The 16315-nt window shown below is 51.7% G+C and carries 14 protein-coding genes and 1 pseudogene; 2 read left to right on the forward strand and 13 right to left on the reverse strand.

Going from position 1 to position 16315, the window contains the following annotated elements:
• Positions 1-52: 52 nt before the first annotated feature.
• Positions 53-751, forward strand: a complete 699-nt coding sequence (locus ACTID9_RS25310; protein WP_441065371.1) for a helix-turn-helix domain-containing protein — start codon at positions 53-55, stop codon at positions 749-751.
• 14 nt (positions 752-765) lie between these two features.
• Complete coding sequence (locus ACTID9_RS25315) at positions 766-1623, forward strand: IS3 family transposase (RefSeq protein WP_441065373.1); 858 nt, start codon at positions 766-768, stop codon at positions 1621-1623.
• Positions 1624-1737: 114 nt separating this feature from the next.
• Here the strand turns inward: ACTID9_RS25315 and ACTID9_RS25320 are convergent, their stop codons facing one another.
• The 13 genes and pseudogenes from ACTID9_RS25320 to ACTID9_RS25380 all read right to left on the reverse strand — a co-directional run bounded on the left by ACTID9_RS25320 (position 1738) and on the right by ACTID9_RS25380 (position 16300).
• A complete protein-coding gene (locus tag ACTID9_RS25320) occupies positions 1738-2400 on the reverse strand; it encodes a tetratricopeptide repeat protein (RefSeq protein WP_441067870.1) in 663 nt (220 codons plus the stop codon).
• Positions 2401-2837: 437 nt separating this feature from the next.
• The gene (locus tag ACTID9_RS25325) at positions 2838-5909 is read right to left on the reverse strand and encodes a cadherin-like beta sandwich domain-containing protein (RefSeq protein ID WP_441067872.1); all 3072 of its coding nucleotides are present in this window, start codon (positions 5907-5909) and stop codon (positions 2838-2840) included.
• 192 nt (positions 5910-6101) lie between these two features.
• Positions 6102-6239, reverse strand: a pseudogene (locus ACTID9_RS25330) (transposase); the annotation flags it as partial.
• A gap of 162 nt (positions 6240-6401) precedes the next feature.
• A complete protein-coding gene (locus tag ACTID9_RS25335) occupies positions 6402-6962 on the reverse strand; it encodes a hypothetical protein (protein ID WP_441067874.1) in 561 nt (186 codons plus the stop codon).
• A 1-nt stretch (position 6963) separates the two neighbouring features.
• The gene (locus ACTID9_RS25340) at positions 6964-8253 is read right to left on the reverse strand and encodes a hypothetical protein (RefSeq protein WP_441067876.1); all 1290 of its coding nucleotides are present in this window, start codon (positions 8251-8253) and stop codon (positions 6964-6966) included.
• A gap of 19 nt (positions 8254-8272) precedes the next feature.
• Positions 8273-8833: a hypothetical protein gene (locus ACTID9_RS25345; protein ID WP_441067878.1), complete on the reverse strand. Its 561-nt coding sequence runs from the start codon at positions 8831-8833 to the stop codon at positions 8273-8275.
• A gap of 1 nt (position 8834) precedes the next feature.
• Positions 8835-10109 (reverse strand): hypothetical protein, encoded by a 1275-nt coding sequence (locus ACTID9_RS25350; RefSeq protein WP_441067880.1) that lies wholly within the window; start codon positions 10107-10109, stop codon positions 8835-8837.
• Positions 10110-10321: 212 nt separating this feature from the next.
• A complete protein-coding gene (locus tag ACTID9_RS25355; RefSeq protein ID WP_441067882.1) occupies positions 10322-10738 on the reverse strand; it encodes a hypothetical protein in 417 nt (138 codons plus the stop codon).
• Positions 10739-10872: 134 nt separating this feature from the next.
• A complete protein-coding gene (locus tag ACTID9_RS25360) occupies positions 10873-11820 on the reverse strand; it encodes an aminopeptidase (protein WP_441072732.1) in 948 nt (315 codons plus the stop codon).
• A gap of 14 nt (positions 11821-11834) precedes the next feature.
• Positions 11835-12506, reverse strand: coding sequence for an AroM family protein (locus tag ACTID9_RS25365; protein ID WP_441067884.1), 672 nt, complete (start codon positions 12504-12506; stop codon positions 11835-11837).
• A 150-nt stretch (positions 12507-12656) separates the two neighbouring features.
• The gene (locus tag ACTID9_RS25370) at positions 12657-13592 is read right to left on the reverse strand and encodes a DUF1177 domain-containing protein (protein ID WP_441067886.1); all 936 of its coding nucleotides are present in this window, start codon (positions 13590-13592) and stop codon (positions 12657-12659) included.
• A gap of 20 nt (positions 13593-13612) precedes the next feature.
• The gene (locus tag ACTID9_RS25375) at positions 13613-14674 is read right to left on the reverse strand and encodes a DUF917 domain-containing protein (protein WP_441067888.1); all 1062 of its coding nucleotides are present in this window, start codon (positions 14672-14674) and stop codon (positions 13613-13615) included.
• 24 nt (positions 14675-14698) lie between these two features.
• Positions 14699-16300: an OPT/YSL family transporter gene (locus ACTID9_RS25380; RefSeq protein ID WP_441067890.1), complete on the reverse strand. Its 1602-nt coding sequence runs from the start codon at positions 16298-16300 to the stop codon at positions 14699-14701.
• Positions 16301-16315: the final 15 nt, after the last annotated feature.

Raw genomic sequence — 16315 nt, forward strand, 5'->3', positions numbered from 1 at the left:
GTAGACAGTAGAAAAAAACAAAACTTCTACTTCTACAATGATGGGAGTTTTTATGATGTCTAAAAGAAGTTTAACTTCTTTTGAAACGAAATTACATGTTGTACAGCGATGCTTAGAGCACAAATCAAATTCAAACTATGAAGCGAAGCAGCTAGGGGTTAGCTCACACACTGTGAAAGAATGGATAAGAAAATATAGAGCAGATGGTTTGGATGGGTTAAAGGAATCGAATACGTGGAAATCATACGCAAAAGAATTGAAGCTTGCCGCTATTAAAGATGTACTGTCTGGTCATTGCTCCGTAGAAGAGGCGACAAAGAAGCATCGTATTTCAAGTAGAAGTGTTTTGGGGAAATGGATTTCCAAGTATACTAATGAGATAGAATTGAAACCTACACGTAAGGGAAAAGGACTATCTCGTATGAATAAAGGACGTAAAACAACTTTCGAAGAACGTATTGAAATTGCTCAATATACAATCGCTAATGGTTTAGATTATCAGAAAGCTATCGAAAAGTACGGTGTATCTTACCAGCAGGTGTACGCCTGGGTTCGGAAATATCAAGCAGGCAGTGAGGATGCTCTTAGGGACAATCGCGGTCGCAAAAAGCCTGTAGAGGAACTCGATGAGCAGGAACGTCTAAGACTACGGATCAAGGAATTAGAAGCTCGAAACGAATACCTAGAGATGGAGAATGCCTTCGCAAAAAAGTTGGCAGAGATCAAGCGACGAAATACACGCTCACGTTAGTTCGTCATGCAGACTTGTATCACGCGATCCAAGAACTGCATACGGAGAAAGGCTACGCGATCACGAAGCTGTGTGAGCTAGCTGGAGTTGCTCGATCTGCCTATTATAAATGGCTAAAATGGAAGCCATCCACCAGAGAACTTGACATTCTTTCACTCGCTAAGGAAGTGAAACTTCGCTATGACAAACGAAAGGGCGCTCTTGGCTATCGTCAAATCGGCACACAATTGAATCGAAAACTCAAGAAAAATTACAACGAAAAGCGTTATTATCGAATAATGCGTGCTCTTGGATTGAAAGCCGTCATTCGTAAGAAACGGCCAAACTACGTAAAATCCTCTGAAGTACATGTGGCTGAAAATGTAATGAATCGTGAATTTCACGCCGATTCTCCAAATCTGAAATGGTGCACAGACGTCACCGAGTTGAAGTACGGGAATGGTCGTAAAGCCTATCTGAGCGCTATTGTTGATGTATACGATAACTCCGTCGTTTCATGGGTTTTAAGTCACTCCAACAACAATAAACTCGTTATGGATACGGTGAAGAAAGCGTATAGGAAGAACCCAGGAGTAACTCCACTTCTCCATAGCGACAGAGGCTTTCAATATACTTCACATGAATACAATCGTCTTATGAATAAATATTGTTTTAGCAAGAGTATGTCTCGTGTGAGTCGATGCCTGGATAATCAACCCGTTGAACGATTTTGGGGAACATTTAAGTCAGAAAGCTTTTATTTGGCTAAACACGACACTTACGAAGACGTACTTCATAACGTGAGCCGTTATATCCGCTACTACAACAATTACCGCTATACAGAGCGTTTAAATGGCTTGTCTCCTAACGAGTATCGAAAACAAGCTGCATAAACATAAGATCAGAAAAAACCCTCCGTTCTGTAACATATGAACGGAGGGTAATAGAATAACTTTTTTGTTTTTACACTGTCTACTTGACAGGGGGCACTTCATCAATCGAGTGGCTCATTTCAGCTTGGCCAAGATCGCCCAGCGGCGCTCCTGCCGTTTTTTGTATCGCGGCAGCCCGCGGTATACCTCCACAGCCTCGGCGAATGCCCGCTTCGCTTCCACAGGCTTCCGCAGCTGCACATAGAGGAGACCCATTTTGTAGATGACTTCCACCGAGGACGAATGCAGCTTTTTGCATTCCTCCAGATAGGCCAGCGCCTTGTTCACATCGGTTGCGGCGAATGCCTCGCCAAGATACAGATACGGCTCGCCGTATTTGACCCGCGGATTTTTGTCCAAAGCTTGCAAAATCAGCGACTCCCCTTCACCCGTCGCCCCTGTCTTGATCAGGCAAATGCCCAAATCGCAGAGGAATTCCGCCGAGTCGCTCATCACGTTCCGGATTTCTAGCAAATAGGGCAACGCCTCCTGGTAACGGCGCTTCTCCATGTAGATTCGCGCGACCTCCAGCTTGGCAGAGGTGTCGTGCGGGCTCAGGCGCAAATCCTGCTTCAGGCGGGAGAGCCGACGCGACTGCTGGATCGGCCGGAACAGATTGGGCAGCAGACGGACAAAGCGCAGATCGAGCAAATAAAGCACTATGAGCAGCACGAGGATGGCGAGGATCGGGCTGCCGGTAATGTACCAAAGGAGCGAAAAAAGCGCGAATTTAGCCAACGAAAATTCCCCTTTTCCAGTAAATAACTTTTTGTATGATAGCATATTGGTGGAGGAATTGGTAATATTTCGTCAAAACGTCAGGCATTTTCACCTGACAGCAAAATGCGTCCCCACCTGGCACCCGGAAAATCGAACGCCAGCTTCTCGTGAGATCATCTGGTCCAAACGTTTTATTCGTCCTTCTTCCATTGCCGATACGCCTGCTTCGCCCGCCCCACCGCAAGCTTCAAAAAGCGGCTGTACACCGGAAGCTTCTCCTGCTTTTCTGCCGTGCATACCAGCCACCCCGGCTCCAGCCAGCCGCCATCCTCCGCGCTTTGTCAAATAGGCCAGAAAATGCAAGCTTTGCTTGAGGCATTGCCGGTCGTTTTGCTGATTGGACGGGATACAGCCTGCGGCGGAATGGTTCTGCTTCTCCTGCTAGCGTTTTTTTGTTACTTCGTCACCGTAACCGTGATCGTGACCTTTTTTCCACGGTATTTCGCCAGAATCTCCACCGTTCCTTCGGTTTTTCCGACGATTACACCATTTTTCACGCTGGCAATGGTCTCGTCCTCGCTTGACCACTCTGCCAGTTCGGTAACGATTTGTTTCGAGTGATCCTGATAATAGGCGGTTAGTTTCACCTGTTGTCCTTTTCCTGCTGAAATGCTGATCGTCCGTTTGTTTACAGAAAGCCGTTTGACCACCTTCGCCTCGCTCACTTCGATTGAAGTATCAGTCTTCCGTCCACCGTATGTGGCTGTGATGATAGCCGTACCGGGGGCAATGGCTGTGAGCTTGCCGTTTTCATCTACCGCTGCGATCGCGGGGTTACTGGTTGACCACGTTGCCAGATCCGTCACGTCCTGTGTGTCCTTGTTCGAAAGCGTTGCTGTCAATCGGAGCTGTTTATCCTGATCCACCTCTATTGGCAGATTGATCGGCTGCAATTCCAACTTGGTCACCCCTGTTTTCGATATGATCACAGGGATTTTTACACTTTTGTTTCGGTAGGTGAAGGTAATTGTCGCCTTGCCCTCTTTTTCCCCCGCTATGATTCTTCCCCGTTTTACGGTTGCTTTTGTTGACGGGCTGGAGCGATAGGTGACTTCTTTCTCTCTCGTGATGTCTTCTTTTGTGCCGTTGGAATAGAGTGCATACAGCGTAAAGCGAGAAGATTGATTTGGCTTCAACAAAACAGTCTTTTCAGACACGTTCAATCCGACCAGCTCAATCGGTTCGACAACTTCTACCTGACACTCCGCCGTCTTGGCCTGATCGGTTGTCGTCACCGTAATCGTTGCGGTACCGGGAGAGAGTGGCGTGACAACACCGTTCTCGCCCACGCTCGCCACATCCGGATTGCTGCTGCTCCAGGTTACTTGCTGGTAAGTCGCATAACGTGGCTGGATGCTTTCCTGAAGGCGTTCCGTCTTTCCGCCCATGGTCAAAACGAGATGGGTCCGGTCAAGTGAAATTCCGGTTACGGGATAGTACGGTGGTCGATACTGTGCGCGGGTGATGTTGATTCGATACGTATTTGCAGTCGTTTGATCCTGCGCCGTAACCCGAACGTCAACCGTATTCGCTCCCTCGTTCAGGTTCAGCGCGCCGCTGGGGCTGCCGCTCATCACCGGTGTGTACGTTCCCCCGTTGACCCGAACCTGCATAGTCGCGGTGCTGTCGCTTGCTGTTGGCGTTACCGTGATGCTGCTTATGCTGTTTGCCACGCTCGATGTATAATCAGTCCTTGCGGGTGTAAAGGCCGGACTGAGCGTGCCTTGCGACAATACCAGGTTGCTCAAATCCGCGTTGCTCGATAGCGCCGCTCTTGTCACGATTATGGTGTATGTATTGGTTGTACCGTCCTGCGCGGTTACTACTACCGTAATCGCATTGTTGTCTACGGCTAGGTTTATCGCCCCGGAGGCCGTTCCGCTTGTCACCGAAGCACTGTTCACTGTCACCGTCGCGTTGCTGTCCGACACGATTGGAGTTACTGTGATTGACGATACGCTGTTTGCCACACTGGCCGTATAGATAAGCGTACCTGGATCAAACGCCGGACTAAGCGTGCCTTGCGACAATATCAGGTTGCTCAAATCCGCGTTACTCGATAGCGCCGCTCTTGTCACGATTATGGTGTATGTATTGGTTGTACCGTCCTGCGCGGTTACTACTATCGTGATCGTATTGCTGCCTACGGTCAGGTTTATTGCTCCGGAGGCCGTTCCGCTCGTCACCGCCGTACCGTTCACCGTCACCGTTGCGCTACTGTCCGACACTGTCGGCGTTATCGTAATGGACGATACGTCGTTGGCCACACTGGCCGTATAGTTGGTCTCGGACGGAGTAAACAACGGACTAAGCATACCTTGCGACAATGCCAGGTTGCTCATGTTCGCGTTGCGGGATAGTGCGGTCACCTTCCGTATCCGATGGTTGTTTGCATCTCCGATGTAGATATTCCCGCTGCTGTCTGCCACGGCATCATAGGGAGTAGACAATTGGGCGGAAATCGCTGGTCCGCCGTCGCCTGAAAAACCATACGAGCCGTTTCCCGCCAAGGTGGTAATTTTCCCAGTTGGCTCTACTCTGCGTATTTTGCGATCAATGTTATCACCGATATAGAGATTCCCTCTGCTGTCTACCGATACTCCTACCGGCATTTTCAATTGGGCCGATGTCGCAGGTACGCCCTCATCCGTAGAAACACCCCCTCCGGCTACAGTGGAGATCATCCCGGATGTATCTACCTTCCGTATCCGTCTGTTCTCCTGATCGGAAATATATAGATTTCCGACGCTGTCTACTGCCACATCGCCTGGATAGTTCAGTTCAGCGGATGCCGCTGCCCCCCCATCTCCGGAAAAGCCTCTAGTGCCTGTTCCAGCCACGGTGGTGATCTTCCCGGTTGTATCTACTTTGCGTATCCGGTGGTTCTCATAATCCGCAATATATAGATTCCCGTCGTTGTCCACCGCCACTCCGGTCGGATCTTTTAGTTGGGCCTCTGTCGCTGGCCCCCCGTCTCCACCATAGCCTGCAGTGCCGGTTCCGGCCACGGTGGTGATCTTCCCGGTTGTATCTACTTTGCGTACCCTGTGGTTGAAAGAATCCGCGATATATATATTTCCGTCCTTGTCTACCTCCACTCCATCCGGAAAGTTCAGTTGTGCAGAAGTCGCTGGCCCCCCGTCTCCCCCATAGCCTGCAGCGCCGGTTCCAGCCACGGTGGTGATCTTCCCCGAAGTATCTATTTTGCGTATCGCATTGTTGGCCCGTACCGCAATATATAGATTCCCGCTGCTATCTACTGCTACTCTGGTCGGGGTGTTCAATTGGGCTGATGTCGCTGGTCCGTTGTCGCCCGAATAACCTGCCGTGCCGGTTCCAGCATAGGTACTGATGTCGCCGCTCGCGGCATAGACCCTCTCTCCCCAACCTGGAAGCAGCCCCGGCTGCAATACCGTTGCTACCAACAATATCAGGGACATCACGATTCGTTTTACCTTTTTACGCATTACCGTTCCTCCTCAATTCGCCTCCTAATGCTGTTCCTACCGCCGACAAAAACGATACGGTCCGCAAACCTCCTCTACCACTCCCTCTTTCTCTCAATCACCAGATACCGATCTGAACAGCAAACATGCGGAAGTCTTCTGATTTCTTCCTGAATCCGAACTTCAATTGGTCATATCCTGCGTCCAACATGTTCCACGGGGTGAAAGAGTTTTCAGTTGCTTGACATACTTTCGCAAATCGAGCGCAGAAAAAAAGAAGGGTAGCCGCTCTTTCGATTCAAGTTTTTGCAACTGTTCAAAGAAAAATAGACTTTCTTGGAGAATATACAAAGCGACTTCCCTCACTTGAGGTTTTCTGGTTTGGTCACTCGAAACCTTCTCCAAGTCGGGGTGAAGTCCTTTTTTTATGCTCGTAAAGCCTTATGGGTAATTGGCTGAGATTTTTGCAAAATCTCAAAAATTTAGGCGTGGAATGTTTAACGATAAAAGCCCTCACTCTTTCTCCTTCCACTGCCGATAAGCCTGCTGGGCGCGACCCGCAGCGAGCTTCAAAAAGCGGCTGTAAACCGGAAGCTTCTCCTGCTTTTCTGCCGTGCGTACCAGCCACCCCGGCTCCAGCCAGCCGCCATCCTCCGCGCTTGCCAGCCCATGTCCGCGCTTTGTCAGATAGGCAAGAAAATGCAAGCTTTGCTTCAAGCACTGGCGGTCATCCTGCTGATTCGATCCCAGTTTGAACGTCACGCCACGATACAGGTTGTCGTCGGGCACATATACCGTATAGTCCAGCATCAGATCGACCGGATCACCTGTCGGCATCCACAATGCAAACGATTTTCGCCCGTTTTCTTCCGTCACCACAATCCCCGGCTGGTAATGAAGCAGCAAATCCTCCAGACTTTCAATCGCCTGCGGCTGGTTTACGGTTTTGAACCATTTGTCGCGCTTGTAACTTTGGCGGGGGTCTTCCGGGTCCGGCCATTCACAATAGGTTTGAAGCACCGTCTCCAATGGCACCTCCGGCACGATTGGATACCAAGTGAAATGCGTCCCCATCTCAGTTCTCTCCCATCGTCCGAATCATCGCGTTCGCTTCCTTCAACAGCGACCGCTCCGGGTCGACGAGCATCACAATCCGCACCTCGTCTATCGGGTACAGCCTGCGGCGGAATGGCTCGGTTTCACCAGCCAACTTGATTTGCCACTCCGGCAGTTCAATGTCCTCAAAATCCACCGCCCACTCGCCCCCCAATCGCTTCCGCAGCCACTCGCCGTAGTAGTAGCCGACCAGATCGATGTCGGGATGGTAGTAGGCTGACATGTCCTCCGGGTCTGTGTTGTATAAATTGCGGGCTTTGGCCCAGGCTTCGATTTGGTGCAGTTCGGCCTCGTCATAGACGGGATTGGCGATCAGTTCAGGCAGGCGTGTCGGGATGGCGGCGAGGGCTGCCTGGCGTTGGTGGAGGGTGTCTTGGTGGTAGTTGGGATTTTCATATTCTATCGTGCCTTTCATTCTCGCCAGGCTGGAATGTTCCAGTATCCGTTCACCATACAATTCCCGAAGCTCCATTGCCTTGCGGGATGCAGGGAGGATCGTTTCCCCGTCAAACCATTGCTCACCTACGTATTTCATTAGCTCATAACGCATGGCAACGTCTTTGGGTGTGAAGGTTTCCATCATCGGTTTTGTTGGGTCGTAAATAAACAGACCGTCATGGGGCAACTCTTCAACAATCCACCCCGGGAAATGACTGGGGATGGCAAGAATATGTTCGCGTCCACCAAACGATTCGATGATCGTTGGGCTGATGGCGATGGCCCAATTTTCATATAGACCATACATGAACAGAAGATCCGGCGAAATTTTCCGCTTATAGTTGTCCACCAAATCGGAATATTTTACGATTCCCTTGATAACTCCATAATCAAACTCAAATAACTCCCATGCCTGCCTAAACAATGAGATGAACAGTAGCTGCCTCTCTTCAAAGTAATCGCCGTTTACTTCAAAATTAAATCCGACGCTATTCGCTGATCCCAACGCTACCCGATATGCTATGTTATCTTCTTTAACGTATGACGGAAATTTGTGAATCTCTTGTCCACTCTTTGTATGCGGATTTCTCAGTTCTGCATAAAATGAATCGGTGCATTGCGTTACCGGGATTGTAACAGGAATCGATTCTCCTCTCTTTTCCAACGGAAACCGGGGTAACAATGGACGCAATTCCGGTGGCAGGGAAAAGAGATAGCGTGCCACCAGATCCCCATATCGTTTTCTTTCGATTAAATGAATCCGATCAACCGCGAAAAATGCTTCGTAAGAACTGGACATAATAACCCCCAACTTCTATTTTCCATGCACTTCATTCGCCCTTCTTCCACTGCCGATAAGCCTGCTGGGCGCGACCCACAACAAGCTTCAAAAAGCGGCTGTACACCGGAAGCTTCTCCTGCTTTTCTGCCGTGCGTACCAGCCACCCCGGCTCCAGCCAGCCGCCATCCTCCGCGCTTGCCAGCCCATGTCCGCGCTTTGTCAGATAGGCAAGAAAATGCAAGCTTTGCTTCAAGCACTGGCGGTCATCCTGCTGATTCGATCCCAGTTTGAACGTCACGCCACGATACAGGTTGTCGTCGGGTACATATACCGTATAGTCCAGCATCAGATCGACCGGATCACCTGTCGGCATCCACAATGCAAACGATTTTCGCCCGTTTTCTTCCGTCACCACGATCCCCGGCTGGTAATGAAGCAACAAATCCTCCAGACTTTCAATCGTCTGCGGCTGGTTTACCGTTTTGAACCATTTGTCGCGCTTGTAACTTTGGCGGGGGTCTTCCGGGTCCGGCCATTCACAATAGGTTTGAAGCACCGTCTCCAATGGCACCTCCGGCACGATTGGATACCAAGTGAAATGCGTCCCCATCTCAGTTCTCTCCCATCGTCCGAATCATCGCGTTCGCTTCTTTCAACAGCGACCGCTCCGGGTCGACGAGCATCACAATCCGCACCTCGTCTATCGGGTACAGCCTGCGGCGGAATGGCTCGGTTTCACCAGCCAACTTGATTTGCCACTCCGGCAGTTCAATGTCCTCAAAATCCACCGCCCACTCGCCCCCCAATCGCTTCCGCAGCCACTCGCCGTAGTAGTAGCCGACCAGATCGATGTCGGGATGGTAGTAGGCTGACATGTCCTCCGGGTCTGTGTTGTATAAATTGCGGGCTTTGGCCCAGGCTTCGATTTGGTGCAGTTCGGCCTCGTCATAGACGGGATTGGCGATCAGTTCAGGCAGGCGTGTCGGGATGGCGGCGAGGGCTGCCTGGCGTTGGTGGAGGGTTTCTTGGTGGTAGTTGGGATTTTCCCTTCTGATTCTGTATCGTACTTTTGCCATACTGGCGTTCTCAACAATGGCTTCCCCGTACCTTTTCCGCAATTCCATTGCTTTATTAGATGTGGGTAATACCGTTTCTCCATCAAACCATTGCTCGCCAACGTATTTCATCAGTTCGTGACGCATTGACACGTCTTTGGATGTAAAGGTTTCCATCATTGGCTTTGTTGGATCGTAAATAAACAGCCCTCCATGCGGAAGTTCTTCGACAGCCCATCCCGGAAATTGAGCAGGGAGGGCGAGAAGGTGTTCACGTCCACCGAATGATTCGATTAAAATCGGGCTGATGGCGATCGCCCAGTTCTCATAAAAACCATTTTGAAATAGCCAGTCAGGTGAAAGATTTTTTTTGTAGTTATCAAGAGTAGCGTATTTTACGATTCCTCTTATACATCCATAATCAAAATCGAATAAATGCCATGCTTGCCGAAATAATTGGATAAACAGGTCTGTCTTGCATTCAAAATAATCTCCATTTATATCAAGCGTGAAACTCTCATTTTTTTCTGATCCTGCAGAAATGTACAAAGACCTGTTATCTTCGATGATATAAGATGCTAATTTATCGAAAGTATGAGCGCTATTAAAAGAAGGGTTTCTCAATTCTGCATAAAGAACGTCCGAGTATTGTGTAATTGGAATGGTATTTGTTATTGTTTCACCGCTTTTACGCATTGGCGATCTTGTAAGCAACGGACGTACTTCTTCCGGTAAAGAAAATAGATACCTGGCTACCAAATCCCCCCATCGCTTTCTCTCGATAATATCGATCCGGCATCCCGTAAAAAGCGAGCCAAAATGATCGCTCATATAAATTCCCCCCTTACTTACTACTCTAGCATTGATTTCGAAATATCTTTATCCGTTGAAACAATATAATATTGGTGCTTTCCATCTCTTGGTCCTAGATAATTCACTTTCATTGGTGAGTCAATGTTATGGTATTGGAAACTTGTGTATTTGTCATTCTGTTCATTAAACAACTTCATATATTTTTCTCCCTGCGGATTATTCAGGAAAAACTATGTGATATGTGTCTCAAAGCTTATCTCTGCGTCCTTGAGTGCTTGATCAAATTCAGACTTTGCCTCTGCATAGTTATTCAGCTGAGGAATCTCCTCCCAGTTCGCAGCCTTTTGTCCAAGAAGTTGATCGACCAGCTGGTGATCCTCGGAAGAGCCTGAAAGAATCAATTTTTTATAGTTGTTATAACTGGCGACAAGATCGGTACTCCAGACGCTGTTTGTGACAAGTCGCTTCCATTGCGGCTCGCCTGTGACGTCCCCCAAATTCTCGTAGTAATCGCCCAATTCTTCTTGCACTTCATAAGCTGGAGCATTTTTCAAGTCCGTCAACTTATTCAAATACTCGGTTACTTCTTTCTCACCAACAAGTTCATTGCCGCTTCCTTTTCCGAGCTTCCAGCCATTTTTGTACACCTGGAAGAAGGATTACAAATTTTCATATAAATGTAAACTAAAACATTCTTCACCACCAATTCTCACAAAAAAAAAAACAAACCGACACCCATCCAAGGCGTCAGCTTGTTTTCTTGTTTTCCCGTTATCCTGCCTTACACCAGCAGGTTCCCTTTTTCCATGATCTTTTTATCATCCAGATACACGTCCGGACTTTTCACCACGCAGTCGATATGCACGCCTGCGGCGATCGTGCCGCCGAACGTGTTGTTGCTGCCGAATGCAACGTGGATTGTGCCGTACACTTTTTCATCCTCCAGCACGACGCCGGTGATGCGGGCTTTGTCATTGGTGCCGATGCCGAACTCGCCCAGCATGCGGCCGTCGCCGGTGCCGAGGATTTGCAGCAGCTTGTCGCCGTCTGCACCTGTTGTCGCCACGATGCGGCCTTCTTTCACCGTCAAAAGCACGGGCTCATCCACTTTGCCGATGCCGGAGATGGAGCCATCGATGAAGATTTCTCCTTCGGCCGAGCCTTCGACCGGTGCGATGTACGCTTCGCCGGACGGCAGGTTGCCGGACTCGCCTGGATTGAGGTAGACGCCTGTGCTCGGTACGCCCGGGCGGCTCTCGATGGAGAAGGAGAATGATTTTCCGTCTTTTTCGATGCGCACGCGCTGCGCGTCCGAGAGCAGCTGGGTCACTTTTTCCGTCAATGCTTTTACTTTTGTATAATCGGCGGCAACCGCGCCCTCAAGGAACATGTCCTCCGTGATGCCCGGCATGGTGGCGAGGCGCACGCCTGCGGCGGCGGCTTCCTTGCGCGCCTTCGTATGGGTGAGCGAATGTTCGGTGATGCAGATGACCACATCCGCGTTTTTCATCGCTTCGCTTACGGCTGTCGGCGGCTCTTGCCCGGACCTTTCACGTTCCTGCATGACCATGAGCATCGCTTCCGCGCCCAGCTCCCGGCCTGCTTGCCATACCGCTTCACCAAGCGCCTTCTTCACATCATCCGCTACCACGAGGAAGCGCTCTCCTTGTTTCAATCCGAGGCATTGGACGAGAAGTCCTTTGCTGACTGTGGTTACTGACACGTTCATCATTCCTTTGTGTGTTAGATCATTTCCGAAACGATTTTGGCCATGATGGCATTCGACAATATGACGGGCAGGCCAGTCAAATCGGCTACCAATTGGCGCGCCTCTTCCGTATAGCCCATGCAATCGAGGAGGATGAGGTCGACCTCGCCCTTCAATTGGCTGGCGGCCGTCTGATACGCTTGCAGGTCATGCTTATATGGTGAAGCAACAGCGAACACCGGGTCAAGTCCATGCGGCGAATATTTATCGCGGAGCGCATCCACCTGCTCCGGCAGCGGGACGATAACGCCGAGCTTGCGCCCTTTCGCCATCGTCGCGACGACAGGTGGAATCACATGATCCGGCTCGATGAGAAACGATTGCTCGGCGCGCAGACCAGGGAAAACGCCCGTGCATAACAGCAAAATGTTCGTGATGCCCCGTTCTTCGAACTCGTTGATCTTGCGCTGCAAAATCGGCTGGATCCGCTCGCGCGCCATCACGGCCGACTCGCCGGTCACCAGCCGGGATGTCAGCACATAGTCGCCCGGCCCCGGCGCCAGATTCGCATTGATCTCAGCCAGCGTCATGCCGTCCAGCACGCCTGCCTGCACCAGCACGGCGCGGTTTTCGAGATACTTTTCCACAATCGGCGCGACGTCTGTGCGCGGCGCTTGCCCAATCGTAATCATGCCTAGTTGTCTCATGCCCCATTCATCCCCCATGACGCTTATGCCTTTTCGCGTAAGCGCAGCTTTCGTTTCCGATTTCACGAGAATTTTTTGTCTATTCAGCTCAGGAAAAGAACAGGGAGAATCGTACCCCTCCCTGTCTTTTGCCCGTTTCGTTTCCTGCTCTTACACGTTGCCCATGGTTTGCAAAATTTTCATGGAGCCGTAGCGGGCTGTAATGTGCGCGAACTCGGCCTCATCGTAAAATTTGGTGACGCCATTGGTGTATTCTTTCGCTACTTCAACCGCAAATTTGACCGCAAGCGCGATGTCGGTTTCGTGGCTTGCCCCTGTGCCGCAGCCCGGAACAGCGGATTGCGCGGTGATCGCGACGCCCACGACCGGGGCATCGGTGGCAACCGACGGCTGCAAAATGCTGTTGATGTGGAACAGGTCGTTGCCGTACGGCGTGATGTCCTGCATGGTGATCGGGAACGTCACCGGCAAAGCGCCGGTCGTCATTTCCATGATGCGCAGCAAATCTTCGCTGACGCGCAGGATGTACCCTTCCTTCACGGTCGGGGAGATCGCGATGCCCTTGTGGTTGATCACGCGGTTGCCTTTTGTCGTATCGATAGAAAGGATCGCTTCCATTTCCGGGATGACCTCATGCTTGTTCATTGTCAGGATACCAACCGGGGAGCCCATGAAATCGACCGGCTCATGCGGTTGTGTCGGTGCATCCGGACAAATGTGCGTGCTAACGATCACATCGCCTGCCAGCACATCGCCGTTTTTTTGCATGTCCGCGAGCTTGAGTGCGCTCGCGACCGCTGCAACTGCTCCGTCCGCATCGGATACCATCCCGATCCGGCTCGGACGCGCGCCGATTCCGCCCAAGCGTCCGATGATTCCAAAGGTTGGCGCGGTTCCGCCTGTGGATTTGCCCTTTTTGCCCGGGATGACGATTTTGACGAAATCGGTTTTGCATTGTTCGCCTGGGACGGTTTGTACTGTAACGGTTACTTGCGGATATTCTGCAAACAATGCTTTGATGGTTTCCCCGTTCACGTATGCACTGTCCATGGTTTCAAATACGGTAATGGTTTGTTTCAACGACATGATTTGGTTCCTCCCTCTGTTTACGCGAAGATGTATGGCAAGATTTGTTTCCCTACAGCGGCTTCCACTGAGGTCATCAGCTCGGGGTTACGCATGGTGGCGCTCAAGATCAGATTTTCCTTCGGCACGTGGATGACAGCCAGCTGCTGCCCTTTTTCAATAGCGGCGGATACGACTGGTCTCGCCGTTTTGGCATCGAGCGTCATGATCAGATCCGGGAACGTTCCCAGACGCTGGCCGTTTTGCTCGAGCGTCATATATTCGTTCCAGAACGTCATTTCGTGCCCCGCGATGACGACGCGGCCGACATCGAAGCCGCCGGTGGTTTCCAGTGTGAACTCGTCGACGGTGCCTGCCGTGACGATCCGTCCGCCAAGCTTTTGGCAAACGGCCTCGATCGCGGATTCGCCTTTGGAGCCGAGCAATGCGCGTCCGACCTCAATCGCTTGGCTGATCGCGCCAGGCGCCCCGTTTTCACGGGCATAGCCGACCGTGATCGGATTGCGCGCCACGACGACCAGTCCGCCTGCTTCCACGGACACTTTCCGCACCAGCGCTGCCGCCTGCTGCAGCTTGGCGCTGATGCTCACCTCGTGGTAACGCTCGTCCCTCCCGCCGACTGCGGTTTGGTGCGAAATGTAGCCATCGCGCTCATGCAGGTTCATCGCCCCCATCACGCCGGTTGGATGCGCACGGCCGTTGCAGGGAACATCGATGACGGGCAATCCGGTCACAGCTGCCTGGAACCAGCCGTTTACCGTCGTGCCAGCGCCGTTTTCATTGGTGATGATGCCGCGGATCGGCTGTGAGACGAGCTTTTCCAGCAACTGCAGCGCCCGCACATAATGCATCGGCTTGGTGTATTGCTCTTTCGCGGCTGGCGCGCCGACCAGCGCGACGGTTGCGAGCAGATCGTGATCGTCCATCTCGTCTGCGGTATACAGCTGCGGCGCGCCGACTTCCAACGCAAGCCGCCCTGTTTCCAGACCTTCCTCAATCCAGCCGCCTCCGCCTCCGCCGAGTACGGCGCCTCCGAAGACAGCTGCCTCCATCATTTCTTTGGTCAACGTCATTTTAGCCATAGCGGTTTCTCCTCCAGGTTGTCTTTATTTCTTCGCAAATTTGAACACGGAGCTGAAGAAACTGTAGATTGCATCCCCGGCGATAAAGCCGGCGGCGAGAATGCTCAGCGTGCTTTCCGCGTCTTTGCCTTTCACCTTCAGGGCCACTACGCGGATCAGAATACCAGCGAGGACGGCCCAGCCCGCATTCGGGTTGAGGATCAGCAGACCGGTTGCGAACATGACGCCCAGCTGGCGGTTCGCCCCGCCGATGAGCTGCAGAATCGCGCCCGGAATCGCCCACAACAACAACTGCTTGGCAATTTCAGGGGAAGCGCCTGCCTCGATGGTCGATGCATACACCTTGTCGACCGGTGGCACCAGGTTTTGTGCAAAAAATCCTTTATACGTGAACAAGACGGTCAACAGCGCCACGCCAAAAGCGATCATACCGGTGATGTACTGCTCTTTGCGGCCTTGCAGCTCCATCTCGCGGTCGCGGCCGTTGCCGCGCAGGATATAACCGGTTTTCAAATCGTAGCCCATATCGGCAAAAGCAGGTCCGGTTGCTGCGCTGAAGCCGACAAGCAAACCGAGCGCGACCGGCGGGAAGCCGATCATCATGCCGACGATCAAGGTGATCAAGGCGACTGCGAATGCCGGGAACCAGCCGGAGTGCATCGCGGCAATCCCGACGATCAGTTCATGCACATAAGCGGCGAATGCGGCAAAAATCAGGAAGCCGATAAACATGCCAACCGACATCTGTGTGATGATCCCGCCTGCGATCGCCACGATCAAGGCTACGACCAGGTAGGCGATAAAGCCAAGTCCGAGCACGCGGGACGTGGTTTTATCATCTTGCGTATACGTTTCCTCGGCTGCGACTGCACCTGCTGCTGCCGGTTTTTTCTTTTTGAAAATTACGAAAGCGACCTGGAACAAGGCCACAACCCCTGCACCGATCATGAAACCGTGCGGGATGAACAGTTTGTTCACGTCCACGGAGAAAAGCGGAATCGAATATTGGCGGAGCAAAAGCCCGATACCGAACATCGCCAGGGCGAAAATGTTCCCGATGAAGGCAACCCCGAACGCTGACATCGAAATGCCGAAATAGGAGCCGATCAAACCGATGACGGTCCCGACCCCGAGCAGCGCGCCGCGCTTGCCGCCCTTATCGCCCGCGATGATCGCTTCCGCCGTCGCAACCCCCGGAGCCCATGTCCCCGATGCAGGAAATACTTTGGAATCAAACAGCTTGTACAGCAAAGCGGAATCGACGAACATGGCGAGCGCCGCACCGATCAACATCGGCACGATCAACTCCGGCTTGCCCATCGCAAACGGAATCCCAATTGGAATCAGCAAGCTGTTCGCTGCGCCGAACGTTGCGGAAGAGATTGCGGTCTGTACCAGGTTTTGGCGGTGGACCGACTTGAATTTCATCAGGGCGGCGATTGGAATGCGCGCGATCAGCATCGCTGCCAATGCCCCGATGATCGATGTGCTCGGCGTAACCCCGAGCGAGGTGATCAGCTGCATCCCGATGATTGCCCCGAATACCGACAGGACAATGTTCAGGATGAGTGAGAACGGTTCAAAAACGGACGGATGTTTTTCTCTTGGTGTTTTGTCTTTTGCCATATGCTGCTCCCCCAT

Source organism: Brevibacillus fluminis (assembly GCF_052072235.1).
Classification (GTDB): domain Bacteria; phylum Bacillota; class Bacilli; order Brevibacillales; family Brevibacillaceae; genus Brevibacillus_D; species Brevibacillus_D fluminis_A.

What these genes read in the sequence shown, in the direction of transcription:
- ACTID9_RS25310 (WP_441065371.1), top strand. Translation starts at nt 53, where the DNA reads ATGATGTCTAAAAGAAGTTTAACTTCTTTTGAAACGAAATTACATGTT.
- ACTID9_RS25325 (WP_441067872.1), bottom strand. Translation starts at nt 5,909, where the DNA reads ATGCGTAAAAAGGTAAAACGAATCGTGATGTCCCTGATATTGTTGGTA.
- ACTID9_RS25335 (WP_441067874.1), bottom strand. Translation starts at nt 6,962, where the DNA reads ATGGGGACGCATTTCACTTGGTATCCAATCGTGCCGGAGGTGCCATTG.
- ACTID9_RS25345 (WP_441067878.1), bottom strand. Translation starts at nt 8,833, where the DNA reads ATGGGGACGCATTTCACTTGGTATCCAATCGTGCCGGAGGTGCCATTG.
- ACTID9_RS25350 (WP_441067880.1), bottom strand. Translation starts at nt 10,109, where the DNA reads ATGAGCGATCATTTTGGCTCGCTTTTTACGGGATGCCGGATCGATATT.
- ACTID9_RS25360 (WP_441072732.1), bottom strand. Translation starts at nt 11,820, where the DNA reads ATGAACGTGTCAGTAACCACAGTCAGCAAAGGACTTCTCGTCCAATGC.
- ACTID9_RS25365 (WP_441067884.1), bottom strand. Translation starts at nt 12,506, where the DNA reads ATGAGACAACTAGGCATGATTACGATTGGGCAAGCGCCGCGCACAGAC.
- ACTID9_RS25370 (WP_441067886.1), bottom strand. Translation starts at nt 13,592, where the DNA reads ATGTCGTTGAAACAAACCATTACCGTATTTGAAACCATGGACAGTGCA.
- ACTID9_RS25375 (WP_441067888.1), bottom strand. Translation starts at nt 14,674, where the DNA reads ATGGCTAAAATGACGTTGACCAAAGAAATGATGGAGGCAGCTGTCTTC.
- ACTID9_RS25380 (WP_441067890.1), bottom strand. Translation starts at nt 16,300, where the DNA reads ATGGCAAAAGACAAAACACCAAGAGAAAAACATCCGTCCGTTTTTGAA.